The organism is Flavobacterium taihuense (assembly GCF_019351435.1).
Lineage (GTDB): Bacteria > Bacteroidota > Bacteroidia > Flavobacteriales > Flavobacteriaceae > Flavobacterium > Flavobacterium taihuense.
Genome location: NZ_JAHWYN010000024.1, coordinates 1 through 25,452, shown reverse-complemented (window position 1 = coordinate 25,452; position 25,452 = coordinate 1). Strand labels below are relative to the sequence as shown.

27 protein-coding genes are annotated in these 25,452 nt (G+C 32.5%); 2 read left to right on the top strand and 25 right to left on the bottom strand.

Translation table 11 applies throughout. The features are described from left to right. Positions 1–19: 19 nt before the first annotated feature. From KZH69_RS20600 to KZH69_RS18360, 9 genes are all read right to left on the bottom strand, one after another. Entirely contained in the window at positions 20–862 is an 843-nt protein-coding gene (locus KZH69_RS20600; RefSeq protein ID WP_255558499.1) for a transposase, read from the bottom strand. 35 nt (positions 863–897) lie between these two features. Then, positions 898–1,392 (bottom strand): IS110 family transposase, encoded by a 495-nt coding sequence (locus KZH69_RS20595; protein WP_255558498.1) that lies wholly within the window; start codon positions 1,390–1,392, stop codon positions 898–900. 1,249 nt (positions 1,393–2,641) lie between these two features. Then, a complete protein-coding gene (locus tag KZH69_RS18390; RefSeq protein WP_219318941.1) occupies positions 2,642–2,809 on the bottom strand; it encodes a hypothetical protein in 168 nt (55 codons plus the stop codon). Then, positions 2,793–2,969: a hypothetical protein gene (locus KZH69_RS18385; protein WP_219318940.1), complete on the bottom strand. Its 177-nt coding sequence runs from the start codon at positions 2,967–2,969 to the stop codon at positions 2,793–2,795. The genes KZH69_RS18390 and KZH69_RS18385 overlap by 17 nt, the downstream gene beginning before the upstream one ends. Positions 2,970–3,586: 617 nt before the next feature. Continuing rightward, positions 3,587–6,094 (bottom strand): DUF7619 domain-containing protein, encoded by a 2,508-nt coding sequence (locus tag KZH69_RS18380; protein WP_219318939.1) that lies wholly within the window; start codon positions 6,092–6,094, stop codon positions 3,587–3,589. A gap of 189 nt (positions 6,095–6,283) precedes the next feature. Continuing rightward, positions 6,284–7,123: an IS3 family transposase gene (locus tag KZH69_RS18375; protein WP_369410685.1), complete on the bottom strand. Its 840-nt coding sequence runs from the start codon at positions 7,121–7,123 to the stop codon at positions 6,284–6,286. Then, positions 7,120–7,530 carry a helix-turn-helix domain-containing protein gene (locus tag KZH69_RS18370; RefSeq protein ID WP_219318930.1) on the bottom strand — a complete coding sequence of 137 codons (411 nt, stop codon included), beginning with the start codon at positions 7,528–7,530 and terminating at the stop codon, positions 7,120–7,122. The genes KZH69_RS18375 and KZH69_RS18370 overlap by 4 nt, the downstream gene beginning before the upstream one ends. 191 nt (positions 7,531–7,721) lie before the next feature. Then, positions 7,722–8,537 carry an HNH endonuclease gene (locus KZH69_RS18365; protein ID WP_219318938.1) on the bottom strand — a complete coding sequence of 272 codons (816 nt, stop codon included), beginning with the start codon at positions 8,535–8,537 and terminating at the stop codon, positions 7,722–7,724. A gap of 174 nt (positions 8,538–8,711) precedes the next feature. Further along, entirely contained in the window at positions 8,712–10,355 is a 1,644-nt protein-coding gene (locus tag KZH69_RS18360; RefSeq protein ID WP_219318937.1) for a S41 family peptidase, read from the bottom strand. A gap of 226 nt (positions 10,356–10,581) precedes the next feature. Between KZH69_RS18360 and KZH69_RS18355 the strand changes: the two genes are divergently transcribed. Then, complete coding sequence (locus tag KZH69_RS18355; protein ID WP_219318936.1) at positions 10,582–11,106, top strand: hypothetical protein; 525 nt, start codon at positions 10,582–10,584, stop codon at positions 11,104–11,106. 686 nt (positions 11,107–11,792) lie between these two features. Here KZH69_RS18355 and KZH69_RS18350 read toward each other — a convergent pair. The 15 genes from KZH69_RS18350 to KZH69_RS18280 form a co-directional block, all read right to left on the bottom strand. Continuing rightward, complete coding sequence (locus tag KZH69_RS18350) at positions 11,793–12,383, bottom strand: tetratricopeptide repeat protein (protein ID WP_219318935.1); 591 nt, start codon at positions 12,381–12,383, stop codon at positions 11,793–11,795. A 166-nt stretch (positions 12,384–12,549) separates the two neighbouring features. Further along, the gene (locus tag KZH69_RS18345) at positions 12,550–13,470 is read right to left on the bottom strand and encodes a DUF6438 domain-containing protein (RefSeq protein ID WP_219318934.1); all 921 of its coding nucleotides are present in this window, start codon (positions 13,468–13,470) and stop codon (positions 12,550–12,552) included. A 149-nt stretch (positions 13,471–13,619) separates the two neighbouring features. After that, on the bottom strand, positions 13,620–13,916 hold the full coding sequence (locus tag KZH69_RS18340) for a hypothetical protein (protein ID WP_219318933.1): 297 nt from the start codon (positions 13,914–13,916) through the stop codon (positions 13,620–13,622). 2 nt (positions 13,917–13,918) lie between these two features. Beyond that, complete coding sequence (locus KZH69_RS18335) at positions 13,919–14,212, bottom strand: hypothetical protein (protein WP_219318932.1); 294 nt, start codon at positions 14,210–14,212, stop codon at positions 13,919–13,921. Positions 14,213–14,393: 181 nt separating this feature from the next. Further along, positions 14,394–14,768 (bottom strand): hypothetical protein, encoded by a 375-nt coding sequence (locus KZH69_RS18330; RefSeq protein ID WP_219318931.1) that lies wholly within the window; start codon positions 14,766–14,768, stop codon positions 14,394–14,396. 158 nt (positions 14,769–14,926) lie between these two features. Further along, positions 14,927–15,766, bottom strand: coding sequence for an IS3 family transposase (locus tag KZH69_RS18325; RefSeq protein ID WP_369410685.1), 840 nt, complete (start codon positions 15,764–15,766; stop codon positions 14,927–14,929). Then, the gene (locus tag KZH69_RS18320) at positions 15,763–16,173 is read right to left on the bottom strand and encodes a helix-turn-helix domain-containing protein (protein WP_219318930.1); all 411 of its coding nucleotides are present in this window, start codon (positions 16,171–16,173) and stop codon (positions 15,763–15,765) included. The genes KZH69_RS18325 and KZH69_RS18320 overlap by 4 nt, the downstream gene beginning before the upstream one ends. A 203-nt stretch (positions 16,174–16,376) precedes the next feature. Beyond that, a complete protein-coding gene (locus KZH69_RS18315; protein ID WP_219318929.1) occupies positions 16,377–17,075 on the bottom strand; it encodes an endonuclease domain-containing protein in 699 nt (232 codons plus the stop codon). A gap of 375 nt (positions 17,076–17,450) precedes the next feature. After that, positions 17,451–17,864 carry a hypothetical protein gene (locus KZH69_RS18310; protein WP_219318928.1) on the bottom strand — a complete coding sequence of 138 codons (414 nt, stop codon included), beginning with the start codon at positions 17,862–17,864 and terminating at the stop codon, positions 17,451–17,453. Between the two features lie 86 nt (positions 17,865–17,950). Further along, a complete protein-coding gene (locus KZH69_RS18305; protein WP_219318927.1) occupies positions 17,951–18,610 on the bottom strand; it encodes a hypothetical protein in 660 nt (219 codons plus the stop codon). A gap of 76 nt (positions 18,611–18,686) precedes the next feature. Beyond that, on the bottom strand, positions 18,687–19,307 hold the full coding sequence (locus KZH69_RS18300; RefSeq protein WP_219318926.1) for a hypothetical protein: 621 nt from the start codon (positions 19,305–19,307) through the stop codon (positions 18,687–18,689). Positions 19,308–19,644: 337 nt separating this feature from the next. Next, the gene (locus KZH69_RS18295; RefSeq protein WP_219318925.1) at positions 19,645–20,289 is read right to left on the bottom strand and encodes a hypothetical protein; all 645 of its coding nucleotides are present in this window, start codon (positions 20,287–20,289) and stop codon (positions 19,645–19,647) included. 285 nt (positions 20,290–20,574) lie between these two features. Next, positions 20,575–22,650 (bottom strand): tellurite resistance TerB family protein, encoded by a 2,076-nt coding sequence (locus KZH69_RS18290; protein WP_219318924.1) that lies wholly within the window; start codon positions 22,648–22,650, stop codon positions 20,575–20,577. A 61-nt stretch (positions 22,651–22,711) separates the two neighbouring features. Further along, positions 22,712–22,933: a DUF6140 family protein gene (locus tag KZH69_RS18285; protein WP_219318923.1), complete on the bottom strand. Its 222-nt coding sequence runs from the start codon at positions 22,931–22,933 to the stop codon at positions 22,712–22,714. A 280-nt stretch (positions 22,934–23,213) separates the two neighbouring features. Beyond that, entirely contained in the window at positions 23,214–23,408 is a 195-nt protein-coding gene (locus tag KZH69_RS18280; protein ID WP_219318963.1) for a helix-turn-helix transcriptional regulator, read from the bottom strand. Positions 23,409–23,531: 123 nt separating this feature from the next. On the opposite strand from KZH69_RS18280, the gene KZH69_RS18275 reads away from it, so the two are divergent. Then, positions 23,532–24,566, top strand: coding sequence for a DNA cytosine methyltransferase (locus tag KZH69_RS18275; RefSeq protein WP_219318922.1), 1,035 nt, complete (start codon positions 23,532–23,534; stop codon positions 24,564–24,566). Here the strand turns inward: KZH69_RS18275 and KZH69_RS18270 are convergent. After that, complete coding sequence (locus tag KZH69_RS18270; protein WP_219318921.1) at positions 24,540–25,304, bottom strand: HNH endonuclease; 765 nt, start codon at positions 25,302–25,304, stop codon at positions 24,540–24,542. The two genes, KZH69_RS18275 and KZH69_RS18270, sit on opposite strands and share 27 nt — an antisense overlap. Between the last annotated feature and the right edge of the window lie 148 nt (positions 25,305–25,452).

Below are 25,452 nucleotides of genomic sequence, written 5' to 3'. Positions count from 1 at the left end.
TTTTGTAAATATTTAAAAACTAAGTTGTTATAAAATTGAAATCATCGACTTTGAATTGATGTTTTTCCATTTGTTTTTCCATTTGTTTTTGTATTCTTTTTTGCACCGCTAGTTTTCTTTTTTCGTCTAAATATAAGTAATTTTCTGCATTATAGTATGAGGTATTTTTTACAATCATATTCCAAATGATTATACCTAATTTTCTTGCTGTTGCGCTTATGGCAGATACTCTTCCTTTTCGGAAATTAATTCGATGAAAAAAGTCTCGCAACGGAGTTGATTCTTTCAAGTTTCCGATGGCATTGGCGGCATTTCGTAAAGCTATTTTCAAGCGATTACTTCCTTTTGGCACACGACTACTGAGTACTTTTCCACCACTTATTTTATTGTTTGGAGTAAGTCTAAGCCAACTGGCAAATTGCTTGGCTGTGCCGAATTTTTTGATCCCTTCTAAACCCACTTCGCTCATTAATGTAAGTAGGGTTTGATGGCTAAATCCTTCAATTTTCAATAAATCTACTCCTTCGAAGTATTGATAACCAATCAGGTTTAAATCAATATTTTTAGGTGTATTTTTATTGACTCTTTTGTATACTTTCGGATCTGTGTAGTGTTGCTTTTTATTGTTGTCACTATCAATCTGGTCTTCGAGTATTTTTTTTATTTCTATATCGCAATCTTTGATTTGATTTTGAAGATTTTGATACATCTGGTATTCCTGCTTTAGAGCAAATAGATAATCTTTACGTCCATTGCTTTGGAGTGCTTTTTGCATTTCATCTTCACTTTTTTTACAGTTTCCATTTCTTAAAGAAGCTAATTTTTGGGCATCTGTTTCTCCATTGCAAATTGCTTCTATCATCTTAAGTCCAGTCAAACCACAAATATCTTTAACAATTACATCCAAACGAAGATTGAGTAAACGAAGGTGTTTTGCATTTTCTTGCTTGTGTCAGCAGCGACATCGATCAAGTTTGCGCGGTGTCTACAATAGGTTCGGAGCTGTTCGGTTTGTAAATCAGGCAAAAAACTTCCTGATAATAGACCAATGGAATGTAATTTTTGTATCCATTGAGAGTCTTGAACATCGGTTTTTCTGCCTTTAATGTTTTTGGTAAATTTTCCATTGCACAATATTACCTGAAAACCGTCACTGAGTAAAACAGCATACAAGGCTTGCCAATAAGTACCTGTACTTTCCATTGCTACAGTTTGGATGTCATTTTCTTTGAGCCAATTTGATATTGCTTTGAGGTCTTCATTATAAACACCAAATTCTCTCACGTGTTCTTCTTTTTGACCAACAGCTACAAAATGGCTTCTGCTTCCGATGTCTATTCCAGCGGCTTTAGGATTGACAATATCCATCGAAATTTGATCTTGTTCTTTCATTTTTAAACTTTTAGAGTTAATAAAATGCTCAAAGAGGAAGCTCTTTCGGATAAATAGAATATTCTAATCGGGGTTACAAAAAAATTGTACCACCACTGGAGGTTTCACACACTTCCCAACCAGGATTACTCTCGTGCTATTACGCAACAGTTTTTAATCGGCCTTGCAATGAGCATAGCTAATTTAAGTTTTTTTACACAAGGATCGTTAGCTTCGGGAGGTAAGGCGCGCGGACTATGGGGGATTCTAACTAACGTTTTTATAATATTTTGAAAATCAATTATTTGCAAAGCATTGTTTTTCTTTAAAAATTCATTCCCTTTTCCGCTTTCTGTCGTTAGCTTCGGGAGGTAAGGCACGCGGACTATGGGGGATTACCGCTAACGTTCTGGTACTACAGCGGGTTTGGGACTAAATTATGCCCATTCTTCGGATTTGCCAAATCATCCCAATTACAAAACCATTTTCCCATTTAGCCTATTGCCCAAATCCGTTGTAGTAGCTGTTATGCAATCGGTTTTTTATTTACCAATCGGGCTTCCAATTTGTCAAATATTCTTTGGGAATTATTTGTTTTATATATATGTTTCCGTGATTTGAATTATCTTTTAAAATTATAGTATCTCCTTTAATTTCACCTTGCTTTTTACTAATAAATAATGAACAGTCACCAATTGTTGATATTTTAGTTTTAATGCTTTTAGAATTAATATAGTAATATCCTATTTTGGCTCTAACTGGGTTGAAATTTTCTCTGCATAAATTTAAAGTATCAGCTTTCGGAATTATAAATAACCCCACTTTATTATTTGGGTAAAATTTCAAAAAGCCTACATACGGATATGTATTATTATCTACTTTTTCATAATAGACATATTCTTTATTCAGGGAGTTATAGCAAAACTTATTTTCGTTTTATAAATGGCTAAGGTGTCACTATTCTCAGTTGAAATACTTTTATTTTCGAAACCTCTGATTTTTTTTCTGGGCAAACCATTTTCAGAAACTATTCCGTGATAACAACAACTTACAAATAGTAAACTTATATTAATTATAAAACATGCTTTTTTCAAAATACTAAACTTCATTATTTCTGCTTTAGGTGCTTGCTTTAAACTGTTGCATAACGTTCTGGCGCTTGGCGAGGTTGGGGATTAAAGATGCGGGATTTTTCGGTTAAACACAAATTTTTCAAATACAAAACCATCTTTAAATTCAGCCTAAAACCCCAATCTCGCCAAACGGCTGTTTATTCATCGATATCTTCAAATATTAGTTTGTTTTCTTCTTTTACGATTTCAATTGTTCTCCAAATTGCAGCATACCCTTCGCCTTGTGGTTCAAAAAGCTCTCTTACAAAATGGGTCTCCCGTTTCGTGATTTTTAATTCTTTTCGGGCCTTAATAATAGTCTTCAAGATTGCCAAAATACGATTGGGTTTCTTTGTCTAGATTAAAGTTTTTAGAACTTTTGATTTCGTTAATTATTCTTGTTTTGTCTTTTTCAGAAATCTTTAAAGTAAAAGTGTGATAATAATCTCCGATTGACGACATCGATTTATTTTCTAAAATCTCCATTACGTCTTTAAGTTCAATATTTTGCTCCTTTAAAAGTTCTTTTGCTTCATTTTTTGTAAATAGTTCATCTTCAAATATTTACATTAAAATTATTACCAAGAAAGATAATGCAACCAAAATGGATAGATATTTTCCAATTTTTGGATAACCTAACTTTTTGGTAACCAATAGAAAATAAAAATTGTTCCTACTACTACTACTACTATTATGATAATTAATAAAGCGATAAAATGTACTTACATTTTTTATTCTTTGTCAACTAGGTTTTCTGATTTCGTTCTGGTAAAATAGCCACTAACGGTTCGCTGTTTCTCGTCAGTGGCGCAATTTTTCTCACTGAACCATCATAAATATACCGAATGTTTAAAAACGAGAGTTGTTTGTGATAAAAAACATTCTCACTTAACAGTTCTGATAAATCCCAACCCTAGCCATTGAGAGGGAAATGAAAATAAAAAGCTGGAGGAGGGAATTAAAGATCGCCTTAAGAAAAACCATTAATCCTGATTTAGACTTTTTGACGTTTTAGCGACAAGCAGTTAGCTTACATAACCCCTGCAAAGATCCTATTGTCATCTCGTTGTCATCCCTTAGGTACCACCAACTACGCCCAGCACCTACTTTTTAACAAATCGCATCACACCATCGCCCAGTTCCGTCCTCGCCCGCATTACATAGTTTCCATTAGCAAGTGTTGTAACATTGACATCACCTTGGGGTCCGGGTGTTACATTTTCAAGTACCGACTGCCCTAAAAGATTATACACTGTTACCGACTGAACATTAACTTGTCTGGGAATACTGATGAATACCATATCGCCAGCAGGAACAGGATAAAGCATCAATTCAATGGTTTCAAATGATATAGTATGCAAAGACGTCTGCACCGTCACGACCGAAGTATTCGTCACAATAGGGAGATTGTAGTCAAAATAAATCGAAGCTGTATTCTCTAGTACAGCACCTTCTGCAAGCGAATTCAATGAACGAATTTTAAAAACCAAATAGCCATCATTATTATCAGCAGCAAACCCAAGCTGTATGTTGTTGAACATAAACTCGACCTGATTACCTTGTATCACGCGGGTAGTAAAAGGATGGCTACCGTCTACTGGACTCAAACTAGCGATATCAAATTTAGTGGTATCAATTATATCGGTCACCTTAATGTTTTGCGCCGATGCCGTACCCAAATTCTCGAATCGGATGCGGTAATACATATAATCACCTACTTGTTCCGAGCGCACATAGTCGCCTCCGAGGCAAATCTTATCATTAGGATCAAACGAATTTACTACCGTTTGCTCCAATGTCGCTTCATTATTCGTCGCAACTTCGTCTTGAGCAATGGTTGCCACTGCTGTAAATGTCAATACATCATTGCCATTCAGTGGTGGCGTATCGGTAGGGGTGTTCAAGTTCAGTTTTACAATATATTCAACTTCAGATAACGGCAATAAACCCTCTACATTCCATGTCACCGAGCCAAAACCTGCGCTTGCGGCCGAAGGGGTACTTTGGAGGTATTCCGCCGTAGCGGCATCGTACGCAAATTGGACAGTACCCGTTGCTGTTTGATTGCCATTGTTCCTAACCAAAACTTTATAATAGGCGTCAAAACCTGGTGTCGCTCTGTCAATTGGCACTATTACAACCGACAAATCATGGTGGATTCCGACTGCGGTCACACAGAAATTCTGGTTTGCATAATTCGTTGCCGATGGCATATTCAGACTGATACTTGATGGTGAAACGCTGAACCAAGTCGGATTGTCAAGTATAGGCGTGATAACACTTGTGCCATTTTTGAGCATTACGCCATGGTAACCATTGGAACTGGAATAATAAGAACTTTGGTTCGTACCGTTCACCAGTTTGTACTTAAGATACGTAAATCCGGGATCGGCATCGGTACACCCATCATTTTGCATGTCAAGTCGGGTATAGCCGTTTACAAGGTAGCTATCAGTACCGAGCAAGCGAATCATGCTGGTCCTATTAGACTGACCTCCAATATTTCCATAATCACCACAGTGCAAGATCATACCGTTAGGTTGCTGCACGACCCTGCGCACCTCCGAGTATTCTGTAATCGTAACGCTAGTACCAGCCGTCGATGGCGAAAAAGAATAAGTTACTGAACCGTTTGGTAACAGCATAGCAATACCATAAATACTGCTCGCGCTAAAATTACCTCCAATCAGGATATTGCCGTTAGGTCGCACCAAAATGTCATTTATCACAGGATTTGTGTCATATATTGGGGATGTAAACGTGTTGTCATAACTTCCGTCGGGGTGCAGCCGTGCTAAGCTCTTAGAATTGTTGCCGTCGCAAGAATCGAACCTTCCGCCCACCAGTATTTTTCCGTCAGGCTGTAATGCCAATGAAGACGTATAACCATTCCGACCTGTAAAACCGGCGTTGATATCAAATGTTGGATCTATTGTGCCGTCGGCATTTAGTTTTTCAAGATGGAGGGACGTCCCCACCCCTCCTGGGTCCGGCATGCGTATTGAGCCGGCTACAATCAACTTGCCATCTGGCAATACCAATACGGCAATACACTGCTCTATTTCGGGATGCTCATCATAAAAAGTGGTATCTAAAGCACCATCGGCGGTCAGGCGAAGCAGTTTTTTAGAAGAGTCATTTCCAACTAGTAGCTTCCCGTCTGGCAACAAGGTCAAACAGTAGATATAAGAAGACGCTGGCAAAGCTGGCGTGTCGAAGGTTGTATCAATACTACCGTCGGTGTTCAGCCGAATCATAGGTTTGATTACACCTGCTACGGTAAATTGGGAGCCCAATATAATTTTGCCATCGGACTGTATCAGTATAGGACATTTATGCGAATTTGCCGTATTATCGGTCAATACTCTAAAAGCAGCATCACTCGAACCGTCTGCATTGAGTCGTTCTATGGTTCGCGTCCATCCCGTATTGTAATTATATTGGGTAGCCTCAATGACAATTTTGCCGTCGGACTGAAGTGCCATATCGTTTACTTGTTTTTCATAATTATTCCAAACCGTAGCAGGAATAAATCCCGGATCGGCACTAGCTGCATTTTGCGCTTGAAATAAAGCAGGAAGCAACAACAGTAAAAGTAATAGTTTTCGCATGTTTCAGATTTTGGCCAAAGATAGTAAAGTAATGATACCAAACGCATTTAAATTGCAACTGTCTTGTCCTGATATAGGTTGATTATTTTTGGTTGTTTTATAATTTCAAAAATAGGTGATTGTAGCCGTAATATTGATAAGTTTAGAAAAAATCTTTGAGGGGATTTTTTTCCAAACTTGTCAACATTACTACGCAACTAAAATAGGAATTTTATTCTTCTTATATGATTTGTATTTGTGAATTTGATTCACGTGTGCAAATTCAGGTGTTTTCATTCCTAGAGAGCAATGTCTACGCTCATTGTTGTAAATTTCTATTGCTTGTTTTACCATTTTTTGAGCTGTTTTTAAGTTTGGAATTGTTTTATTTAAGCCAAATTCGTGTTTTAATATTCCATTAATTCTTTCTGCAACTGCATTTTCATATGGGCTGGAATTTTGTGTTGTGCTTAAAATAATGTTCTTAGATTTGGCAAATTCAGCAAAATCTGGACAACAATATTGCATCCCTCTATCGGAATGATGGATTAGATTTTCATTGATATAACGTCTATTTTTAACAGCCATTACTAAAGCATCTTTAACAAGTTGTACGCGCATATTTGTGTCAATTTTATAACCCATAATTTTCTTTGAATAAACGTCTGTGACTAGGGCTAAATAGGCATGCTGAGAGGCAAGTTTAATATAAGTTATATCACTGACAAATACCTGTTCTGCATGTTTAATTTCAAGGTTAACAAGTAAGTCTTTTGATTTATAAAACCCGTGCCTAGAGTCTGTTGTAATATGATAAAGCTTTGTTTTTCGTATTAATAAATTATGATATTTTAAAAAATGCATGAACTTGTCTCTACCCATTTTTATGTCATTTTTTTCAAAATCATCTTTCAGGTCAAGGTATAGTTTTTTGGCTCCATATCGAGCCATTTTTTGACGAATAGGAGTGATGAGTTTTTTGATTTTTAGAGTTTCTAAATCCTCAATTTTCTGTTTATTAATTCGTTTGTAATAAGCCTGAGTGCTTATTCCGAAACACTTGGAGAACCATTTGATTTTAAAAGGTCTTTTTTCTTTTTCTCCACTTCTTTTAGCAATGCTTCGGGTAATGACTTTTTTGCAAAATCAAGATTAGTACTTACTTCAAAATCAGCAATTATCATTTGTTGAAAATCTTTAATGAATTCCAGTTCTTCGATACGCTCTTTAAGTTTTTTTAGTTCTTGGTTCTTGCTCATAGTTTTGGAGTTTTGCTCAAAGGAACGCAATTTTTTCATCCAATACGTTATTGAAGAGCGAGAAATTCCATGCAACTTTGAAGCATGATTTAGGGAAATTTGACCGTTTGAAATTTGGTCAATGATGGAAAGTTTTAAGTCAAAACCGATTTTTTTGTACTCAATTTTTGGACAGTGTCCTTTTTTTGTAGGTTCCATAGTTTACTAAAAGTGTTTAATTTTTAGTCAACCTATTTCAGGATTTGTCATTTGGCGAGCTTGCCACTAACGTTCTGGCACTACAGCGGGTTTGGGGTTAAATTAAGCCCTATTTTCGGATTTGCCAAATCATTCCAAATACAAAACTATCATTCCATTAAGCCCAATGCCCAAATCCGTTGTAGTGGCTGTTAGTGGCTGGATTTATTTTCTAGGTATATTTTCCTCATTTCCTCTATGCTGTATGCTTTTTTTCTTTTATGTATCATAGAATGACAATTAGGACACACTGGAATTAAATCTTTTAATGGATCAACTTCATAAGTTTTACCAATATTTGCTATTTGGCTGATATGATGAACGTGTATAAAATCTTTCCCAATTTCTCCGTAAGTTTTTTCAAAATTTAGTTTACATACTTGGCAAGATAATCCAAAATGTTCAATACATTTTTTTCGGGCATATGGGTTTCTTTCATATTTTGTTAAGCGAACTTGATTCGGCGTGCCTTCTGTATAAGTTTTTTGATTTTCACTATCAGAATTTTTAAAAGGATTAAACCTTATCTTTTGAGTTGTTAAAAAATCAAACCAAACAGATTCTAGTTCTTCAGTTACTTCATTTTTTATTGAAATACCAGAGGCTTGAGTTGACCAATGCTGACTGTTTAACTTCCCTTGTTTTAATAAATCAATTGATAGTATGGAATCTTCTTTTGGATTTAATAAAGCTTCAAAATCTACAATAACTCTAGGAACCATTTTTCCGCTACCGCTCCAATGTGGTGATAAAAATGGAGAAGTAGCAACAAATCCAGCTCCAATTATTCCACGTTTTCCTTTTCCCAATTTTATTAAAAAAGCTCTATCACCTATATTTATTGATTTGTGACTAGCGCAACTCCACATTTGAGTAACCCGTCCTGTTTTTTCAAGTTCTTCAATGTTTTGTTCAAGATTTGTCCAATCCCATTTTTCAGGATTCCAAGCAAATAAAAATGTATTCATATATTCTATTATTCTCGATTCTGCGCGCATCTAGCCACTAACGTCCCCGCGCTACAAGCAGTTTGGGACTAAATTAAGCCCATTCTTCGGATTTGCCTAATCTTCCAAATACAAAACCAATTGCAAATTAAGCCTAATACCCAAATTGCTTGTAGCGTGTGTTGGCAGATGTATTTATTTTCCGTTTTCAATGAATTGTAAAGCGCGATCTAAAACCTCGTCTTTCCCTTGCTGAATACCAAGTATAGTTGGTTTTACTTCAATATCCGGAATGATTCCGATTCTTTGTGTTTGACGTTTGTCAGGATAGTATACTCCAATTCCTGAAAATTGTGTAAAAAAGGCTTTAATAATTTCAAAACGACTTACATTTCCATCTGCGCCACCGGTTTGACTACCAATAACAGTTGTATCATCAGCGGTTTGAAAGCTCATAGTCATTTCTTCTGATTGGCTTACAGATTCCCCATCAACCAATACAACGACCTTACCTTTGTAGTTATTTTTATTTTCAGTACCGCAAGGTCGCGGCCCTATCCATTTGAATCTTCCGACATAAGTAGAATCTGGTTTTGTAAACAAAATATCTTTTCTTTCTTTAGAATTCAAAAAATTCGATATATCTTGACCTGTTCCATTTGGATAATTTCTAATATCAAAAACAATTGCTTTAGCAACATTGAGTTTTTCAATCATAACAGGAATATCTTTAACTTCTAGAGTACCCATATTGACATAACCAATATTGTTTTCTAGCATTTTAAATTTTTCCTCTTGCTTTACTTTTTTATCCTCGTTTTTGTTTACAGTTTGATAATCATACCTATTTACAGTTCTTGTGATGGTTTTTCCTTCCTTAAGAAATTCTAATTTAGCGGTGTCTGAATATCCATAAAGACCAAATCTCATCAAAATACTAAGATATGAAGCTTCATTTGACCCATTAATTAAATTCCTGTTTTCTGCAATAAAATCCTTAATTGTTTTATCGTTGTATTTAATAATAACATCCCCTATTTTTATATCATCTACTTTTGCAAGTTCATCTGATGTAATTTCTGTAACAATCATTTTTTCATCAATTATTTTACATTTAAAAGGGAAGATATACTTTTGTTTTCCACCATATTTATAAAATACAGCATGACTATCATTAAGTTTAACCGTTAATTTTTGGAATGCTATATAGAAAGCCTCCTCATCTTTGGCTTCGATGAAAGCGGGTAACATTTCGTCTAAAGTTTTATCCCATTTTTGATCCATCAAATATTTGTCGGGAAAGAAGTATTCTATCACATTCCAATATGTAAATAAGGCTAGAATTCTTGAATTTTTTTCACTATAATTAAGTTTGTCAAAATTCTCATTTTTCAATATAACATTTCCACCTCTGCCAAATGTCACGTAATGTTGCTCTCCTTGGAATCTGTTATTTTCTATAAATTCTAACTTCTTCGAAAGGGATGTAGAAAACAATTTATTGCTGTTAATCCATGATAGATCAAAGTTCTTGTCGAAAAACTCAATATCTTTTGGCACAGCGATTGGAGCAATTTCTTTTACTTCTCCTAGAGAATCGATCCAGTTTTCTAGAACTAATGAAAATTCTTCTTTAGTATTTGCTTGTTCAATTTTTGGCAAGACATCAAAAAGCTGTTTGTCCCAGTCTGTTTTACCGCCGGCAACTTGAGGATGGTAATATTTTAAATAACCCCAAACTTTACAAGTTGCAACCAGTTTTTGGGTTTCAGTAAGTTTGGTTTGTGCAAAGATGGCTTGCGAAAGTATTAAAAGGAACAGTAATGTAATTTTTTTCATTTATATTTTAATTATGTTAGTTTCTGACTTTTTGTGGCAATATATCTGCCAACGTTATGCTGGTAGGCGATGTGGTGGACTGATAAGCCGAAACCTTTCAGATTTACCAAATATTAGCAAGTATTCACAATCATTAAATTAAGCCGAGTGCCACCATATTGCTTACCAGCGGTTATGCGTTCGGCTTTTCTTTTCACAACAATATTAATCAATTAAACATAAAATTATGAATTTAGAATTAAAACATTTAGCACCATATTTGCATTATAAAATAATGACTAAAAATAACGACAATCTTGAAGTTATGTTATTGGGCGGTTTGTCAGGCGACACAGCCGAACTTCTACAATTAGAAGGAATAGGAACTGATAACGAATACTGTAGATTATCAGGGTTCGAAGAGTTCAAACCTATCTTAAGACCATTGAAAGATTTGTCTAATGAAATAACACATAATGATAAAAAATTTTATCCATTAGCTTGTTTACTTATTTCAAAATATCCAAAATGGTTTGTAGACCATTTTGACAGTGAAAAATATAAAAATATTACAATTGATTTTACAGGAAGATATGCAGAAGCATTTATAACCTATCAAGCAACTCATTCTATTCAATTAGATTCTACTTATATTTTAAATGAAAGTTTTAACATAATTCAAAAATTACTTGAATGGCATTTTGACGTTTTTAATTTAATTGAAAAAGGTTTAGCGATTTCTATTCACGATGTTGAGCAAGCTGACGCATAACGTCCCGCTACTACAGCGGGTTTGGGACTAAATTAAGCCCATTCTTCGGATTTGCCAAATCATCCAAATACAAAACCATATTTAAATTAAGCCAATTACCCAAATCCGTTGTAGTAGCTGTTACAGGATGGTTGTTTCTGGCCGATATTCCTAATTATTAATCAATTTTCAGCCTTGTCTTGGCAGATTTAAAACCCAATTCTTGCCCAAATCTCGGCTAAATTTCATTCCCTTTTTTCGTTTCAATTTCGCAATCAAAACGATTGTTTTTATTCCCAATGAAACTTCAATATTTAAGTTTCAGTTTTCGCAATCTAATTTAAAACTCCAATTTTCAATTTCCGTTTTTCAGATTCAGTGTAGAAATCCCGAAATTCAAGTTTGTTTTTCAAGTTCTGCTTTTCAGATTCAGTTTGGAAACTCCAATATTTAGGTTCGCTTTTCAAGTTCTACATTTCAAGTTTTGTATTTCGGTTTTCTGCGCAACTAAATGTTTTTAAAAACGTGATTTTAACTGAAATGCTCTTTTTCAACTATCCTGTAACGTTCTGGCACTACAGCGGGTTTGGGATTAAATTAAGCCTATTCTTCGGATTTGCCAAATCAACCCAAATACAAAGCCATCTTTCCATTAAGCCAATTGCCCAAATCCGTTGTAGTGGCTGTTATGCATCGTTCTTTTATACTTATAGATCTACCCATACTTTTACATTGCTAGGTGGACGTCTTGTTTTTTTTCGTTCTACGTATTCTTTAATTTTTGATGCATCTTCTGCATTTGGTTGAAGTCTTAAATATTCTTCAAAACATTCAAACATTCTGTCTGTTTCAGCATAAGTCAACCCGTCAGTTTTTAGAAGATTGGAATAACCTTTTCCTATGAACCAATTAGCAGAATAATATTGTGGACTTTTTTGGTCAAGTAATGTTAAGGCTTTTTCAAATCTATTATTTGCTTGTTTGTATTCAGTATTGTAAAAATATCCGATTCCACTATACCAAATTGCTCCAACGTTTTTATTATCTATTTTAAGAACTTCGTCAAGTATTTTTTGTCCATCAGAATATTTTTTTGCTTGAATTAGAGTCAGTCCAAGTTGACATTGATAGATTAGATTTGTTTTGTCGGATTTAATAGCTTCTCTAAATGTCTGTTCTGCTTTGTCAAATTGTTGGCTATTCAAATATGAATTTCCTTTGTCCAAAAATTCGTTTTGCGCGAAAGTTGTCAAAATAGTTGTCAAAAATAATAATACTGTGAATGTAGTTTTTTTCATTTAGTCGTCGTTTTAGTAGAATGATGCATAACGTTCTCGCGCTACACGCAGTTTGGGGTTAAATTAAACCCATTTTTCGGATTTGCCAAATCATCCCAAATACAAACCAATTTTTCCATTAAGCCAATTGCCCAAATTGCTTGTAGCGTGTGTTACCAGCAGTATTTTATTCCCATTCAGTTTCTGTTCCCAATTGGGTTAATTTTGAATAAAGAGCACTTAATCCATAAGTTCCGCTTAATCCGTAATCTTTAATTTTCTTAATTGAACCATCTTCAAAAAAAATGTCAAGATTTGCTGTTGAAGCATCAGTATAATTAACTTCGTAGTAATCGTTTAATTTCTTAATTTCTATGTAATTTATTAAGTCAAATATTTCGTCAACAATTTTTTGGTTTAACTGCTTTGTCGATTTTCCTTTAAACTTAGTAAATTCAATACCATCAAACTGAGCAACACCATTTTTGTTAATTGTTAGTTTAAAAACAGGACAATCTCCAAAGCAGAAATTTGTTTTAATCTCTATGGATTTAATTTTATTATCAATGATTACTTTGTCGTTAAGTTCAATAAAAGAATCATACTTATATGTTAATGTGTCTATCTTGATGTATTTTTCAATGTTATCATCAAAGTCAAAAGGTAAATTTACTTTTCGAATTCGTAATTGATTTTTATCTTGAATTTTAATTGGTTTAATGTATTCACATTCATCAAAATTAATAATGTTTCTAATTAATTTGAATTCGTTTTTTCCTTTATCAATTATTACATTTTGCGTGTAACCATAAAAGTGAGAAATGAATATCAAATCTGTTAATCCGTCGTTGTTAATATCAATTTTTTGCCAATTTTTGATTTCATCTATTCTGAATATTTCTTTGCATTTTAATTGACTATAAATAGAGTCTGTAGAATTAATGTCAAATATTCCATATTTAAAGTCTTTATACCTTATTATCCCATATTCTGGATAAACAGTTTTTACAAACTCAATAACATCTTTTGTTGTTTTAAGATTGTCAATTTTATTTCCAAAAACTATATTTGAAAATATAAATGTTAATATAATCGTGAATTTTGTCATAATATTGCTGGTAACGTTCTGGCACTACAGCGGGTTTGGGATTAAATTAAGCCCTATTTTCGGATTTGCCAAATATTCCAAATACAAAACCAACTTTCCATTATGCCAAATGCCCAAATCCGTTGTAGTGGCTGTTGGCGGTAGTATTTTTAATCTTTATCGTTTCTTCCTAATTGCTGACACCAACTACAAAGTCCACCATTATCTTCGGCACCAGACATTTCGCTCCACGGAATTTCAAGACCACATCTTTTACAATCACCAAAAACGTAATGACTTATTGATTCTTCAAAAACAAATTTTTGTTTGTCTGTTAAGCTTTCAAAACCTTTGTCTATAACAAGTTTCGCAATTCCTTCTTCTTTACTACCATTTAATCTTTTGTTTTCAATAAGTTCCTTTACAAATTCATTGAATTCTTCTCCAGAGTATTTTTGATCACTCATAATTAATTTTCATTTGGTTTTATTTCGCTTGTTTTATATAGTTCTTTTAAGTTTAGTGAAGGATGCGAATTTTCAATTTCCGCATTAACAGCATTCGGAGATAATAATTCCCAAGCATATAAAGAAATTAAGCCTTCTTGTTCAAAAAACTCATTTACTCTTTCGAGTTCAGTAATTAATATTCCTGTTAGACTTGCAATTGTTACATTGTAAATTCCATTTTCTTTTCTGTTCTTAATAGCTAAAACATTTATAAAATTAGCTAAACCTTGTATCGATGTAATATTATTTTCCATTTTAATTTCGTTAATTTTTTAGTTGTTTATCGGGCAATATTACCGCCAACGTTCTCGCGCTACAGCGGGTTTGGGATTAAAAATGCGCAATCTTTCGGTTATGCCAAAACTTCCAAATACAAAACTAACTTTCCATTAAGCCAATTGCCCAAATCCGTTGTAGCGTGTGTTAGCAGTTCGGTTATTTTCCTTTTAAACATTCCGTTATATCAAAATAAACGGATGTCATTTCATTTTCAATATTAGCATCCTTTTTTAATATTTCAATATGAATTAAGTTGTAAGTTTTTCTTTTGACTTCGTAAAATTCACTTCCAAATGGTTTCCAACCTACATTTATTAATCCATACTTATTTTCCAAATATTTATTTTCGGCGTCAATTCCTTCTTCTTTATTTTTAGCATTTTTAATTTTAATAGCACTTTCAAATATTTCTCCATTACCAACTTCATATACAATTCCGGGTGCATTTGGAATTGTAACAATAGTTTTTTCTGCCTTCTGTGCGTTACAAATTGAAATTGTAAATAATAAAATTGCTAATATATTTTTCATTTAATTTTTCGGTTTTCTCCGTTTTTGTTGTCTTGTCCTGATATAGGTTGACTATTTTTGGTTGTTTTATAATTTCAAAAATAGGTGATTGTAGCCGTAATATTGATAAGTTTAGAAAAAATCTTTGAGGGGATTTTTTTCCAAACTTGTCAACATTACTACGCAACTAAAATAGGAATTTTATTCTTCTTATATGATTTGTATTTGTGAATTTGATTCACGTGTGCAAATTCAGGTGTTTTCATTCCTAGAGAGCAATGTCTACGCTCATTGTTGTAAATTTCTATTGCTTGTTTTACCATTTTTTGAGCTGTTTTTAAGTTTGGAATTGTTTTATTTAAGCCAAATTCGTGTTTTAATATTCCATTAATTCTTTCTGCAACTGCATTTTCATATGGGCTGGAATTTTGTGTTGTGCTTAAAATAATGTTCTTAGATTTGGCAAATTCAGCAAAATCTGGACAACAATATTGCATCCCTCTATCGGAATGATGGATTAGATTTTCATTGATATAACGTCTATTTTTAACAGCCATTACTAAAGCATCTTTAACAAGTTGTACGCGCATATTTGTGTCAATTTTATAACCCATAATTTTCTTTGAATAAACGTCTGTGACTAGGGCTAAATAGGCATGCTGAGAGGCAAGTTTAATATAAGTTATATCACTGACAAATACCTGTTCTGCATGTTTAATTTCAAGGTTAACAAGTAAGTCTTTTGATTTATAAAACCCGTGCCTAGAGTCTGTTGTAATATGATAAAGCTTTGTTTTTCGTATTAATAAATTATGATATTTTAAAAAATGCATGAACTTGTCTCTACCCATTTTTATGTCATTTTTTTCAAAATCATCTTTCAGGTCAAGGTATAGTTTTTTGGCTCCATATCGAGCCATTTTTTGACGAATAGGAGTGATGAGTTTTTTGATTTTTAGAGTTTCTAAATCCTCAATTTTCTGTTTATTAATTCGTTTGTAATAAGCCTGAGTGCTTATTCCGAAACACTTGGAGAACCATTTGATTTTAAAAGGTCTTTTTTCTTTTTCTCCACTTCTTTTAGCAATGCTTCGGGTAATGACTTTTTTGCAAAATCAAGATTAGTACTTACTTCAAAATCAGCAATTATCATTTGTTGAAAATCTTTAATGAATTCCAGTTCTTCGATACGCTCTTTAAGTTTTTTTAGTTCTTGGTTCTTGCTCATAGTTTTGGAGTTTTGCTCAAAGGAACGCAATTTTTTCATCCAATACGTTATTGAAGAGCGAGAAATTCCATGCAACTTTGAAGCATGATTTAGGGAAATTTGACCGTTTGAAATTTGGTCAATGATGGAAAGTTTTAAGTCAAAACCGATTTTTTTGTACTCAATTTTTGGACAGTGTCCTTTTTTTGTAGGTTCCATAGTTTACTAAAAGTGTTTAATTTTTAGTCAACCTATTTCAGGATTTGTCATGTGGTTAACTGACTGCTAACGTTCCCGCGCTACAAGCAGTTTGGGACTAAATTAAGCCCTGTTTTCGGATTTGCGAAATCTTCCAAATACAAACCAATTTTTCCATTAAGCCAAATGCCCAAATTGCTTGTAGCGTGTGTTAGTGGCTGGCTCTATTTAATCCATTTGTTAATGTCCGTAATTATTTTTTCACAGTTTTCTTTTACTTCTTTTCCCGTGTAGCGTAAAACTTGAAATCCTAATTCTTGTAATTTTCGGTCTATATTTCTATCTCTTTGTGCTTGTTCTTCTGTCCTTTCGTGGTAAGTATGTCCATCAGTATAAATACAAAGTTTTGTTTGTCTTTTCTCTATGTAAAAGTCAACTACTGTCAATACTTCTTTAAAATTATTTTGACAATCTCCATAAGTTTTACCTTCTATTGATATGTTTTGTCCATACCAATTTAATGGATATTGAGTTTGGAATTTAAGATAGGATTTTGAAAGTTCTAGATAAAGTTTTCTTTCTAATGGGCTTTGTAAAACGAATAAACATTCTTTACATTTATATGTGAGTTTATAATTGCAATTTTGACATAATTCATCCGTTTTGTAATGCTCGTCAATGATTTTGGCTTTGTCATTTGTGATTTGTAAAACTTCTGCTGTTGTTGTTTCTTCTATAAGTTTATCTAATTCATTTCTTAATTTTAAAAGGTCATTTCTGTCACAAACAAATGTCTTTTGCCATTGTTCTCCTTTCTCTTCAAGTGTAAATAAATATGACACCGTTTCGCTTACTTCTGACTGCAAACTTCTTCGTGAATTGTCTATTTTAATTTTCTTTATGCTAATTGGTATTCTTCCCATTTATATTCGTTTGATTTTTTTTGAGTTCTGCGGTGAGCTAGCCACTAACGTCCCCGCGCTACAAGCAGTTTGGGACTAAATTAAGCCCATTCTTCGGATTTGCCAAATCATCCAAGTACAAAACCATATTTAAATTAAGCCAAATACCCAAATTGCTTGTAGCGTGTGTTACAAGAGGTTTTTGTTTTGAGTAATGAACTTTTATAGACAATGATTTAATTTAAAAACCACCAATCTTTCGAAAGGTGGTTTTTGATTTTATTTCAAATCACTATTGAAAATTTGTTTTATGAAATTTACTGAATATCATTTGTTCTAATCCACTCCTAAAGACAATGACAATACTTCAATATCTTTGACTAAATCAGTAGAATTTTAATACGAAAAAAAACTTGCTTGGCCTTTTTCTTTTATTAATAAATTAAAAGATACTATTTTGGTTTTATTAAGTAAAAAATATTGAACTATTTTTTCTCCTTTTGAATCCAATAGAACATATACATTTTCTTTTATTTTGTCTATTCCGTTAATTATCAAATCGCTTTTATTTTCGTGAATTTTATATGAAAATACTTTTGGGTTTTCGATATTTTTTATTGAGTAATCAGGATAAAACCATGGGCTAAACGTCCCTTTTCTTGTTTCCTCAACTATACCTATAGCCATTTTTTTTCTTTCTGATAAAGAAAAAGAGTTCGTTTTGTCGGGTCTAATATCAATATATTTTTCTACAACTTTTAGTGCTGAAATATCATTGTTAAACAAATCAACGACAAAATGTTCTATCATTTTTTCTCTTTTAGAATTTTGACAAAGAGTAATGTTAAAAGATAAAAAAGCTATTATTAAAACTGATGTTTTCATGTGCTATTTATTTATTTACAATTTCCTTTTGATTGGGGTGATTTATTACTTGATTTATTTATACTTAAAACACTTGTACTATTCATACTTCTTATTTCTTGACCTAGTTTTCCTGGACTTCTTCCTGAATAAGTAAAACTAGATACAGTAGTCGATTTTAGGGACATCCCTCCAATGTTCCCAACATTTATTGCAAAATCTGTGCAAGCATAGGAGTTTACATTGTAAGTTTTTGGATAGTTTTCTATGTAGTTAATAATCGAGTTTAATTCACTAGAATTAATATTTTTTGAAATACTAACATGATACAAATAATTATTATTTCCTCTAATCTCTGAATCATATGTTTTGCCTACCGCAACCAAAGCAGAATTAGATGATTGGATTGGGTAAAAACCTAGTTGACGAACAATACCATTTTGTTCAATACCAATAAAGGCATGTCCAACAGAATTAGCTCCTATAATATCTTCTGAATTTTCATTTGGTTGCTGTACATATATTGTAAGAGTTGCTCCTGAAGTTTTGTTAAAGCATTTAAGTTCTTCTTTTGGATCAACTTTTTTCGTTAATAAATCTAAAACAAAATTCATTTCTGGAGTACCACCTCCTGAATTACCACCTCCTTGAGGACTATGTATAAAGCTACCTGCATTACTACTATCATTCAAACCATTGGAAACCCCTACTATTGTAACAGAGATATTGGGTTTAGTACCAGAACTCTGAACTGTTACATTTCTTAATTCATTTGTTCCAGTAAATGTAAAAGGATCTCCTCCTCCGCTCCCCCCCTAATATACAATCTTCATTCCGGCATGGCGGAATGGTTGCTTGTCTTCCTGTGATGGAGGTATGAATAATAGATTTGGTATTTATAACTTTTATATTTATCACATTAGTTGATAAACTATTGTCAAATTGAAGACATTTTGAAGAACCGTTTACCAAATCCCAATTGATGATGTATCCATCAAAGTTGTTTAAATCAAAATTATTCTGCTCATTTTTATTTGAAATAAGTTCAAATAAAGCAATCTTAAAATCTTTTGTATCTTTTTGAGGATAAAGATAAAGGATTTTTTTAGTATTATTTTTTGACGTTGTTGTGTTTTCTAATACTGGCACAGCTACCGCCATTGAGCCGTCCGTAAGTTTGGTAGTTGCGGCATTGTTCCAATCATATGTTAAATTTTTAAAAACAAAGTAAAAATTCTGTTTAGACTCATAATCATTAAACCAACTTTTAGCACTTGAAATACTGGATGTAGTGTTTACCTCTGTTGGATTTTCATTTTCACAACTGGAGAACACAATAATAAAGTAAAATAGAATTACTTTTGAAAATGTCATTAGTTTTTGTTTCATTACTTTTTTGTTTTTTACCTATTCATTTTGCAAAAGCTGGGTAGAATAGGATTTATTTAGCCCCACGTTATTTTATGATTTCATCTTAAAAACTGTTGTTTTTTAGCAGTATTTTTCGGTAAAATCTCTTGTAACGTTCCCGCGCTACAAGCAGTTTGGGATTAAGGAAGCGTAATCTTTCGGATTTGCCAAATCTTCCAAATACAAACCAATTTTTCAATTAAGCCAAATGCCCAAATTGCTTGTAGCGTGTGTTGGCGGTTCGGTTTTTTCTCTCTATTTTGGTTTATGATAAAACAATCTTTTTTAATTTTTTATAATAATTATTATATGTTTTTTATTTTTTAACATAAAAGGTGTAAGTTTCTTTCTCTATAGCTTTTTTTCTTGCTTTTTTGTCAATAGTAAAACCACTTTCGTCTAGTAAATATTTTCGGTTACCGTCAGAGTCTCTATAAATATTTGGGTATAATTTTTTTATACGTTTTTTTTTACTCACCCAAAATGTCCAAACTTCTGAATTTTCAAATATAAATCTTCTTGCACTAAAATCGTATTTTAAAGAATCATAAGGCAAAAATCTAATTTGTTCTTTTCTTAATTTAACTTCTGTATTATTTGAATCTAATTTATAAAATACTATTTCATTATCTGTAATTCTTATGTGTTCAGTAAATTTGCCAGGATAAGGATCATAATTTAATTCTTTTAATTTCCAATCCCCTTTAAGTTCATTAATGATTTTTTTTTGAGCTATAGGTAAAATTGAGTCAATTTTCTTTCTAGCTACTTTTTTAATTATTGTATCAGAGCCATATTTTTCAGCCATATAAAATTGTGAAGTTGCAACTTCATAATTTTTCTTTTTTAAAAATTTCTCGCCACTTTCAAACCAATCCTTTTGAGTTAATGATTTTTGTGCCTTTAAATTCAAAGAGAAAAGTAATAGAATAAGAAAATTTAATCTGATAATGTAAATCATAACTAATTGTAATTTTAAAAGTAGTTTTCTTTATTATGGGTTTCGTTAAACTGACCGCCAACGTCTTGGCACTACAGCGGGTTTGGGACTAAATTAAGCCCTATTTTTCGGATTTGCCAAATCTCCCAAATACAAAACCATTTTTCCATTAAGCCAAATGCCCAAATCCGTTGTAGTGGCTGTTACCTGTGCGCCCTTTTGCGTTCAGTTCAGCCGTTTAGTTTGGGTCTGCTTCTCATAGATTTAGATTTGTTGTGATTTTCTTATACGTTGTGACATAGTCTCTTATTTTTCTAATTCTTTAATTCGCTCTTCAGAAATACCTAAACTACTGGACAAACGATTGAGCAATCGTCTTTCTCTCTCTGTAATTTCTCCGTCTGCTATTATGGCTTGATATTCTTCCAAATACTCTTTTTCGTTTTGGCTTAATTGTGTGATTTCTTCTTCTATCTGCTTGGCCTCTTCTTCTGAAAGCCCCAAATTTTTACGTAATCGTTCTAAAACTCGACGTTCTTTTTCGTCAATTTCGCCGTCATCTTCGAGCATAAAACATATTTCTTCAGCATACTGCTGATAACTTTCGTTCGAAGTTGTTTTATTTTCGATTCCAACAGTATTTTCATTAGAAACAACTTGTTGCAGATTGTCAATGTCTTCAAATTCTACGGCTATTTCTAATGTATAGTTTCTTTCTGTTACCGATTTAAAATCTATTTCGTTAGTATAACTACCCCCTGCTTTTGCTTTGCCCCAAAGAAAGGTAATTTCGGCATTGAGTTTTTTAATTTCATTGGTCGATAGAGTTTCAACTTGCTTGGTTGAAATAACTTCGGTATGTATTAGTAAATTTCCGTTTAGTCGTTGATTTGCCAAACGTTGCCACCCTAAATTAGAATGATACCAAACCAAATTATTAGGAATAAAAGGTGCTTTCTTAGGATTAAATATTTGATGAAATTTCACATTGAGTTCATGTTCTAATGAACCGTCTTCACTACTGTTTTTTTCGTAATCTCCTCTTGCAGAATTTATCTTAGCATCTAATGAAGCATTAGCTTGCATATTATTTTTTTGATTTTCAGTATTTACATTTCGTTCTTGGCTTGAAATATCTATTTTCTTGGCACCCAAACTACCTAAAAGCAACATTAGTTCGTGCAAACGGTCTGTAAATAACTCTTTTTCGAATTCTTTAATTGGTAAATATGCGTTTTTGTTAATAGGGTGACATATATAAACTTCATTTTCTTTTGGATGATTTAGTGGGAATTGTATATTTTGTGGCAAATTATCTTTTTTAAGTACAACCATTCCGTCCATTGAAGTGTGTAAAATATCATAACTTATAAAAATTAATTTCCTTTTATTATAGTCTATGTTTGAGAATCCATTTTTTAGTTCGGCGTAAGCAGTCGTGACATTTTCTTCCAATATAGATTTAGTTTCAATTTCAGAATTTTCTAAACTATATGCAAAGTTATTTACAGCTGATAAGTAATCTTTATTGTCAGCATATGCTTGTCCTATTAGATTTGTTATATCAATATCATAAGTCAAATTAGCATTGTCACATATTCGTTTGTATTCTTCAAAAATTTTTATTGCTTGAATAGATTTTTCTGTTGAGGCAATTTTATAATAATAATAAAAATCTGCATCAACATTAATGCTGTTTATATCTATGTAATCATTTTTAAACTTTTCTAAAAGGACAAAAGCTTTTTCTCGGGTATTATCTTGTTTTATTTTGTCTTCTGAAAATAAATTTTCAATTTCTTGTTTTAATTCGTTGTATTGATTGATGTTATCTTGCTCTTGATTGTTAACAAATTCTATAATTTCTAAAAATAATGACAACAATGTTTTAATCGTTGTTTCTTTTTCAGGCGAACCAAAACGTGTTAAATTCAAATCAATTTGATCTGTGCTATTCTTTTTAAAAAACCTAAAAAAATCTCCTTTAACTTCATCTACATACCAATCTATGTTTTCAATTTCTTTCCAAATGATAATATCGCATTCATCGGTTTTTTTTTCTGTGCCTTCTGTTTCTTCTGACCATAGTGCTACTAAAGCTGTCTCATCTAGTAAGGCTATGCGATAGTAATTCCTATCCATTCTAAACAATTTACCTGAATTATCTTCAAAATTTTCGCGCTTGAACCCTAATAACCAATCGGCATTTGATTCGAGTATTTGTTCATTAAAGTTTGAGTTTACCTTATCAATCATTTTGTTAAAAACTGCGCGGTCAATTTGTAGTTGGCCGTTATCGTCGGAAAAGTAAATATCTCCGTGAAAATTGTTTTTGTTCAGTTGAGAACGGTATTTTTTAATTATGTCTAAAATGGTGTTCATAGTTATTTGTTTCTATCTACGGATTTTGGTTAATTCTAAATTACTTTATATTTATTTGACTTCATGCAATCTTAACCACGTCTATGTAAGCAGAGGAAACAGCATTTGCCTTTTTAATATCTACGCCATATATGCGCATAAAGGCATTAATTACTTCTGTTCCGCCATTTACCAAAAGCGGGTTAGAAAAGTGGTTTGAAACGACTTCTACACTCATTCCTTTTTCAAGTCGTACTCCGTTAGTTAATCTGGAGTGTTTTACGGTTGCTCTGTACAATGGCATAATTATATAGTTTTATTTGTTGTGCCTACTCTCTGTGTTTTTTCGGCTTCTCCTTTTTTTTCTAAATATAAAATGATTTAACTTCAAATTATATCTGAAAAATCTATTTTCATTTTTTAATAGGGTGTCAGATTTTAGGGTGACAGGTAACGTTCTCGCGCTACAAGCAGTTTGGGATTAAGGAAGCGTAATCTTTCGGATTTGCCAAATCTTTCAAATACAAACCAATTTTTCCATTAAGCCAAATACCCAAATTGCTTGTAGCGTGTGTTGTGAGCAGTTATTTTTTGCTTTTTTCCAATAGTTCACATACATCAACGTCTAGAATTTCAGCTATTTTGTACAATAATGGGATACTTGGTTGTTTGTTATTGTTGCAATAATTTGTCACAACAACATAGCTTTTGTCTATTTGTTTTGCTAACCAAGTTTGTGTTCTTCCCTGCGATTCTAAAATGTCTTTAATTTTATTCACTATAATTTGATTGCGTATTTTAACATACAAATGTATCAATAAACGATATGTTAATAAAAAAATCTTAATAATATTTGATTATATTGTAAAACAATATATATTTGTGTCATTAAACAATAAAATATGAGTCATTCATTTACCTTTTCAGATTTATGTGCAGGAATAGGAGGATTTAGACTTGGTTTAGAAGCAATTGGAGGTGATTGTGTCTATTCTGCCGAGTTTAATGATGATTGTGAAAAGACTTATTCTGCTAATTATGGCGATAAGTTTGATTTTAAAGACGTAACAAAAATAGATGCGACTAGTTTCCCTTATGTTGATGTTTTTTGTGCAGGATTTCCGTGTCAGCCATTTTCTATAGCAGGGAATCAAAAAGCATTTAGTGACCCTAGAGGTGAAATATTTTTTAAGCTTGCTGAACTTATTCAGGTAAGTCAGCCTAAAGTTATTTTTCTTGAAAATGTCACAAATCTAGTTAAGGTTGAAAAGGGGAGAGTGATGCGAGATATCTTATCAATCTTAAATGAAATTGGATATAATGTTTCTTATGATATTTTAGATAGTTCAGATTTCGGAGTTGCTCAAGCAAGAAAAAGAGTGTACATAATTGGGAAAAGGAAAGATTTAGGGAATGAACCATTTTTATTTACAAGAAAGACTAAAGGCAAAGTAAGTTTCAAAACAATAATTGAAAAAGGAGATAATTCAATTCCAATTTCGGATAAATGGCAACAATATATTGATTTATATACCGGTGTTATTGATGAGAAACAGCTAGGTTTTGAAGTCCCAAAAACTAGAAAAAAACTTGAGAGAGCAGATATTCAAGCTGATTTGTTTGATTGCGTTTTACAAATTCGCTCTAGTGGAATTAGAGCCTTATCAATTGATAAACCATTACCGACTTTTGCAGTAAGTATAAGTGGTGGTGGTGCAATGATACCTGTTTATACAGGAGAAAGACGACATTTAAGTCTTGTAGAAATGAAGCGTTTAATGGGTTTTCCTGATGACTTTGATTTTCCTGTGTCTAGGACAAACGCAATAAAACAATTGGCAAATGCGGTTTGTCCTCCTGTAATTGAATCAATTGGTAAAGATATTTTGAAACAGATAGCTATTTATCCATTACTCGAAATCAGAGCGTTTGGCTAATAAGTCTTCGATATTTTCTTTTGTGGGACTGATGATTTTACTATTTTCTGGGAAGCATAAAGCACAATTAATATCGCAGTCAGGTAAAGTACAAATATTACAAATCTGCCATTTTGATTTGTTGCAGTAAAAGCATAAACCTTGGTAGTTTTCCAATTCACTATTTCCACCTTTTTCTACTGGGATTCTGTGGTCAAAAACTTCTCTTCTTCTGTCTTTTGCATAAGTTGTTTCTAGTAATTTATCTTTAGTTACAATGTTCGAGCCACAAAAATTACATTTGTTATTTTGGCTTTTTCGAATCTTTGTTTTTTGGACAGTATTTGGTGCTTTTCGAAATGCTTTTTTAGAGATTAAAAATAGTTTTAGGTGGTCTTCTTTTTTTAGCGTATATTTTTGACTTGAGCCAATTCTGCCTCCTTTTAAATTGTCAATAAATGTAAATCCTTCTTCATTCCATAATTCACTATATGGTTTATTTGCATCACCATAATAGTCTTGTACATAGTTTGATGGTAGTTTGTCACCTAAAATGGTTCTAATTTCATTAATAGTTGAGTTGCCCTGTGCAATATCTGATTCAGAGCCTTCACCGTTTTTAATTAAAACTAAAAGTGCAATAATGGTTCTTCTTTTTGTAATATGTATTTTTTTACCATCATTAAACTCAATGAAATATCCATTTATTTCTTTGTCTTTACTTTGGTATATTTCTTTAATGTCTGTTAGTTTTATCATATGTTTGTTTTAATTGCTCACAACGTTCCCGCGCTACAAGCAGTTTGGGACTAAATTAAGCCCTATTTTCGGATTTGCCAAATCATCCAACTACAAAACCATATTTAAATTAAGCCAAATACCCAAATTGCTTGTAGCGTGTGTTGGC

Coding starts and splice junctions, on each gene's coding strand:
- KZH69_RS18335 (WP_219318932.1), bottom strand. CDS start 14,212: ATGGAAAATAATATTACATCGATACAAGGTTTAGCTAATTTTATAAAT.
- KZH69_RS18355 (WP_219318936.1), top strand. CDS start 10,582: ATGAATTTAGAATTAAAACATTTAGCACCATATTTGCATTATAAAATA.
- KZH69_RS18345 (WP_219318934.1), bottom strand. CDS start 13,470: ATGACAAAATTCACGATTATATTAACATTTATATTTTCAAATATAGTT.
- KZH69_RS18290 (WP_219318924.1), bottom strand. CDS start 22,650: ATGAACACCATTTTAGACATAATTAAAAAATACCGTTCTCAACTGAAC.
- KZH69_RS18300 (WP_219318926.1), bottom strand. CDS start 19,307: ATGAAACAAAAACTAATGACATTTTCAAAAGTAATTCTATTTTACTTT.
- KZH69_RS18270 (WP_219318921.1), bottom strand. CDS start 25,304: ATGATAAAACTAACAGACATTAAAGAAATATACCAAAGTAAAGACAAA.
- KZH69_RS18295 (WP_219318925.1), bottom strand. CDS start 20,289: ATGATTTACATTATCAGATTAAATTTTCTTATTCTATTACTTTTCTCT.
- KZH69_RS18340 (WP_219318933.1), bottom strand. CDS start 13,916: ATGAGTGATCAAAAATACTCTGGAGAAGAATTCAATGAATTTGTAAAG.
- KZH69_RS18385 (WP_219318940.1), bottom strand. CDS start 2,969: ATGGAGATTTTAGAAAATAAATCGATGTCGTCAATCGGAGATTATTAT.
- KZH69_RS18350 (WP_219318935.1), bottom strand. CDS start 12,383: ATGAAAAAAACTACATTCACAGTATTATTATTTTTGACAACTATTTTG.
- KZH69_RS18275 (WP_219318922.1), top strand. CDS start 23,532: ATGAGTCATTCATTTACCTTTTCAGATTTATGTGCAGGAATAGGAGGA.
- KZH69_RS20595 (WP_255558498.1), bottom strand. CDS start 1,392: ATGAAAGAACAAGATCAAATTTCGATGGATATTGTCAATCCTAAAGCC.
- KZH69_RS18315 (WP_219318929.1), bottom strand. CDS start 17,075: ATGGGAAGAATACCAATTAGCATAAAGAAAATTAAAATAGACAATTCA.
- KZH69_RS18330 (WP_219318931.1), bottom strand. CDS start 14,768: ATGAAAAATATATTAGCAATTTTATTATTTACAATTTCAATTTGTAAC.
- KZH69_RS18370 (WP_219318930.1), bottom strand. CDS start 7,530: ATGGAACCTACAAAAAAAGGACACTGTCCAAAAATTGAGTACAAAAAA.
- KZH69_RS18310 (WP_219318928.1), bottom strand. CDS start 17,864: ATGATAGAACATTTTGTCGTTGATTTGTTTAACAATGATATTTCAGCA.
- KZH69_RS18380 (WP_219318939.1), bottom strand. CDS start 6,094: ATGCGAAAACTATTACTTTTACTGTTGTTGCTTCCTGCTTTATTTCAA.
- KZH69_RS18285 (WP_219318923.1), bottom strand. CDS start 22,933: ATGCCATTGTACAGAGCAACCGTAAAACACTCCAGATTAACTAACGGA.
- KZH69_RS18320 (WP_219318930.1), bottom strand. CDS start 16,173: ATGGAACCTACAAAAAAAGGACACTGTCCAAAAATTGAGTACAAAAAA.
- KZH69_RS18360 (WP_219318937.1), bottom strand. CDS start 10,355: ATGAAAAAAATTACATTACTGTTCCTTTTAATACTTTCGCAAGCCATC.
- KZH69_RS18365 (WP_219318938.1), bottom strand. CDS start 8,537: ATGAATACATTTTTATTTGCTTGGAATCCTGAAAAATGGGATTGGACA.
- KZH69_RS20600 (WP_255558499.1), bottom strand. CDS start 862: ATGATAGAAGCAATTTGCAATGGAGAAACAGATGCCCAAAAATTAGCT.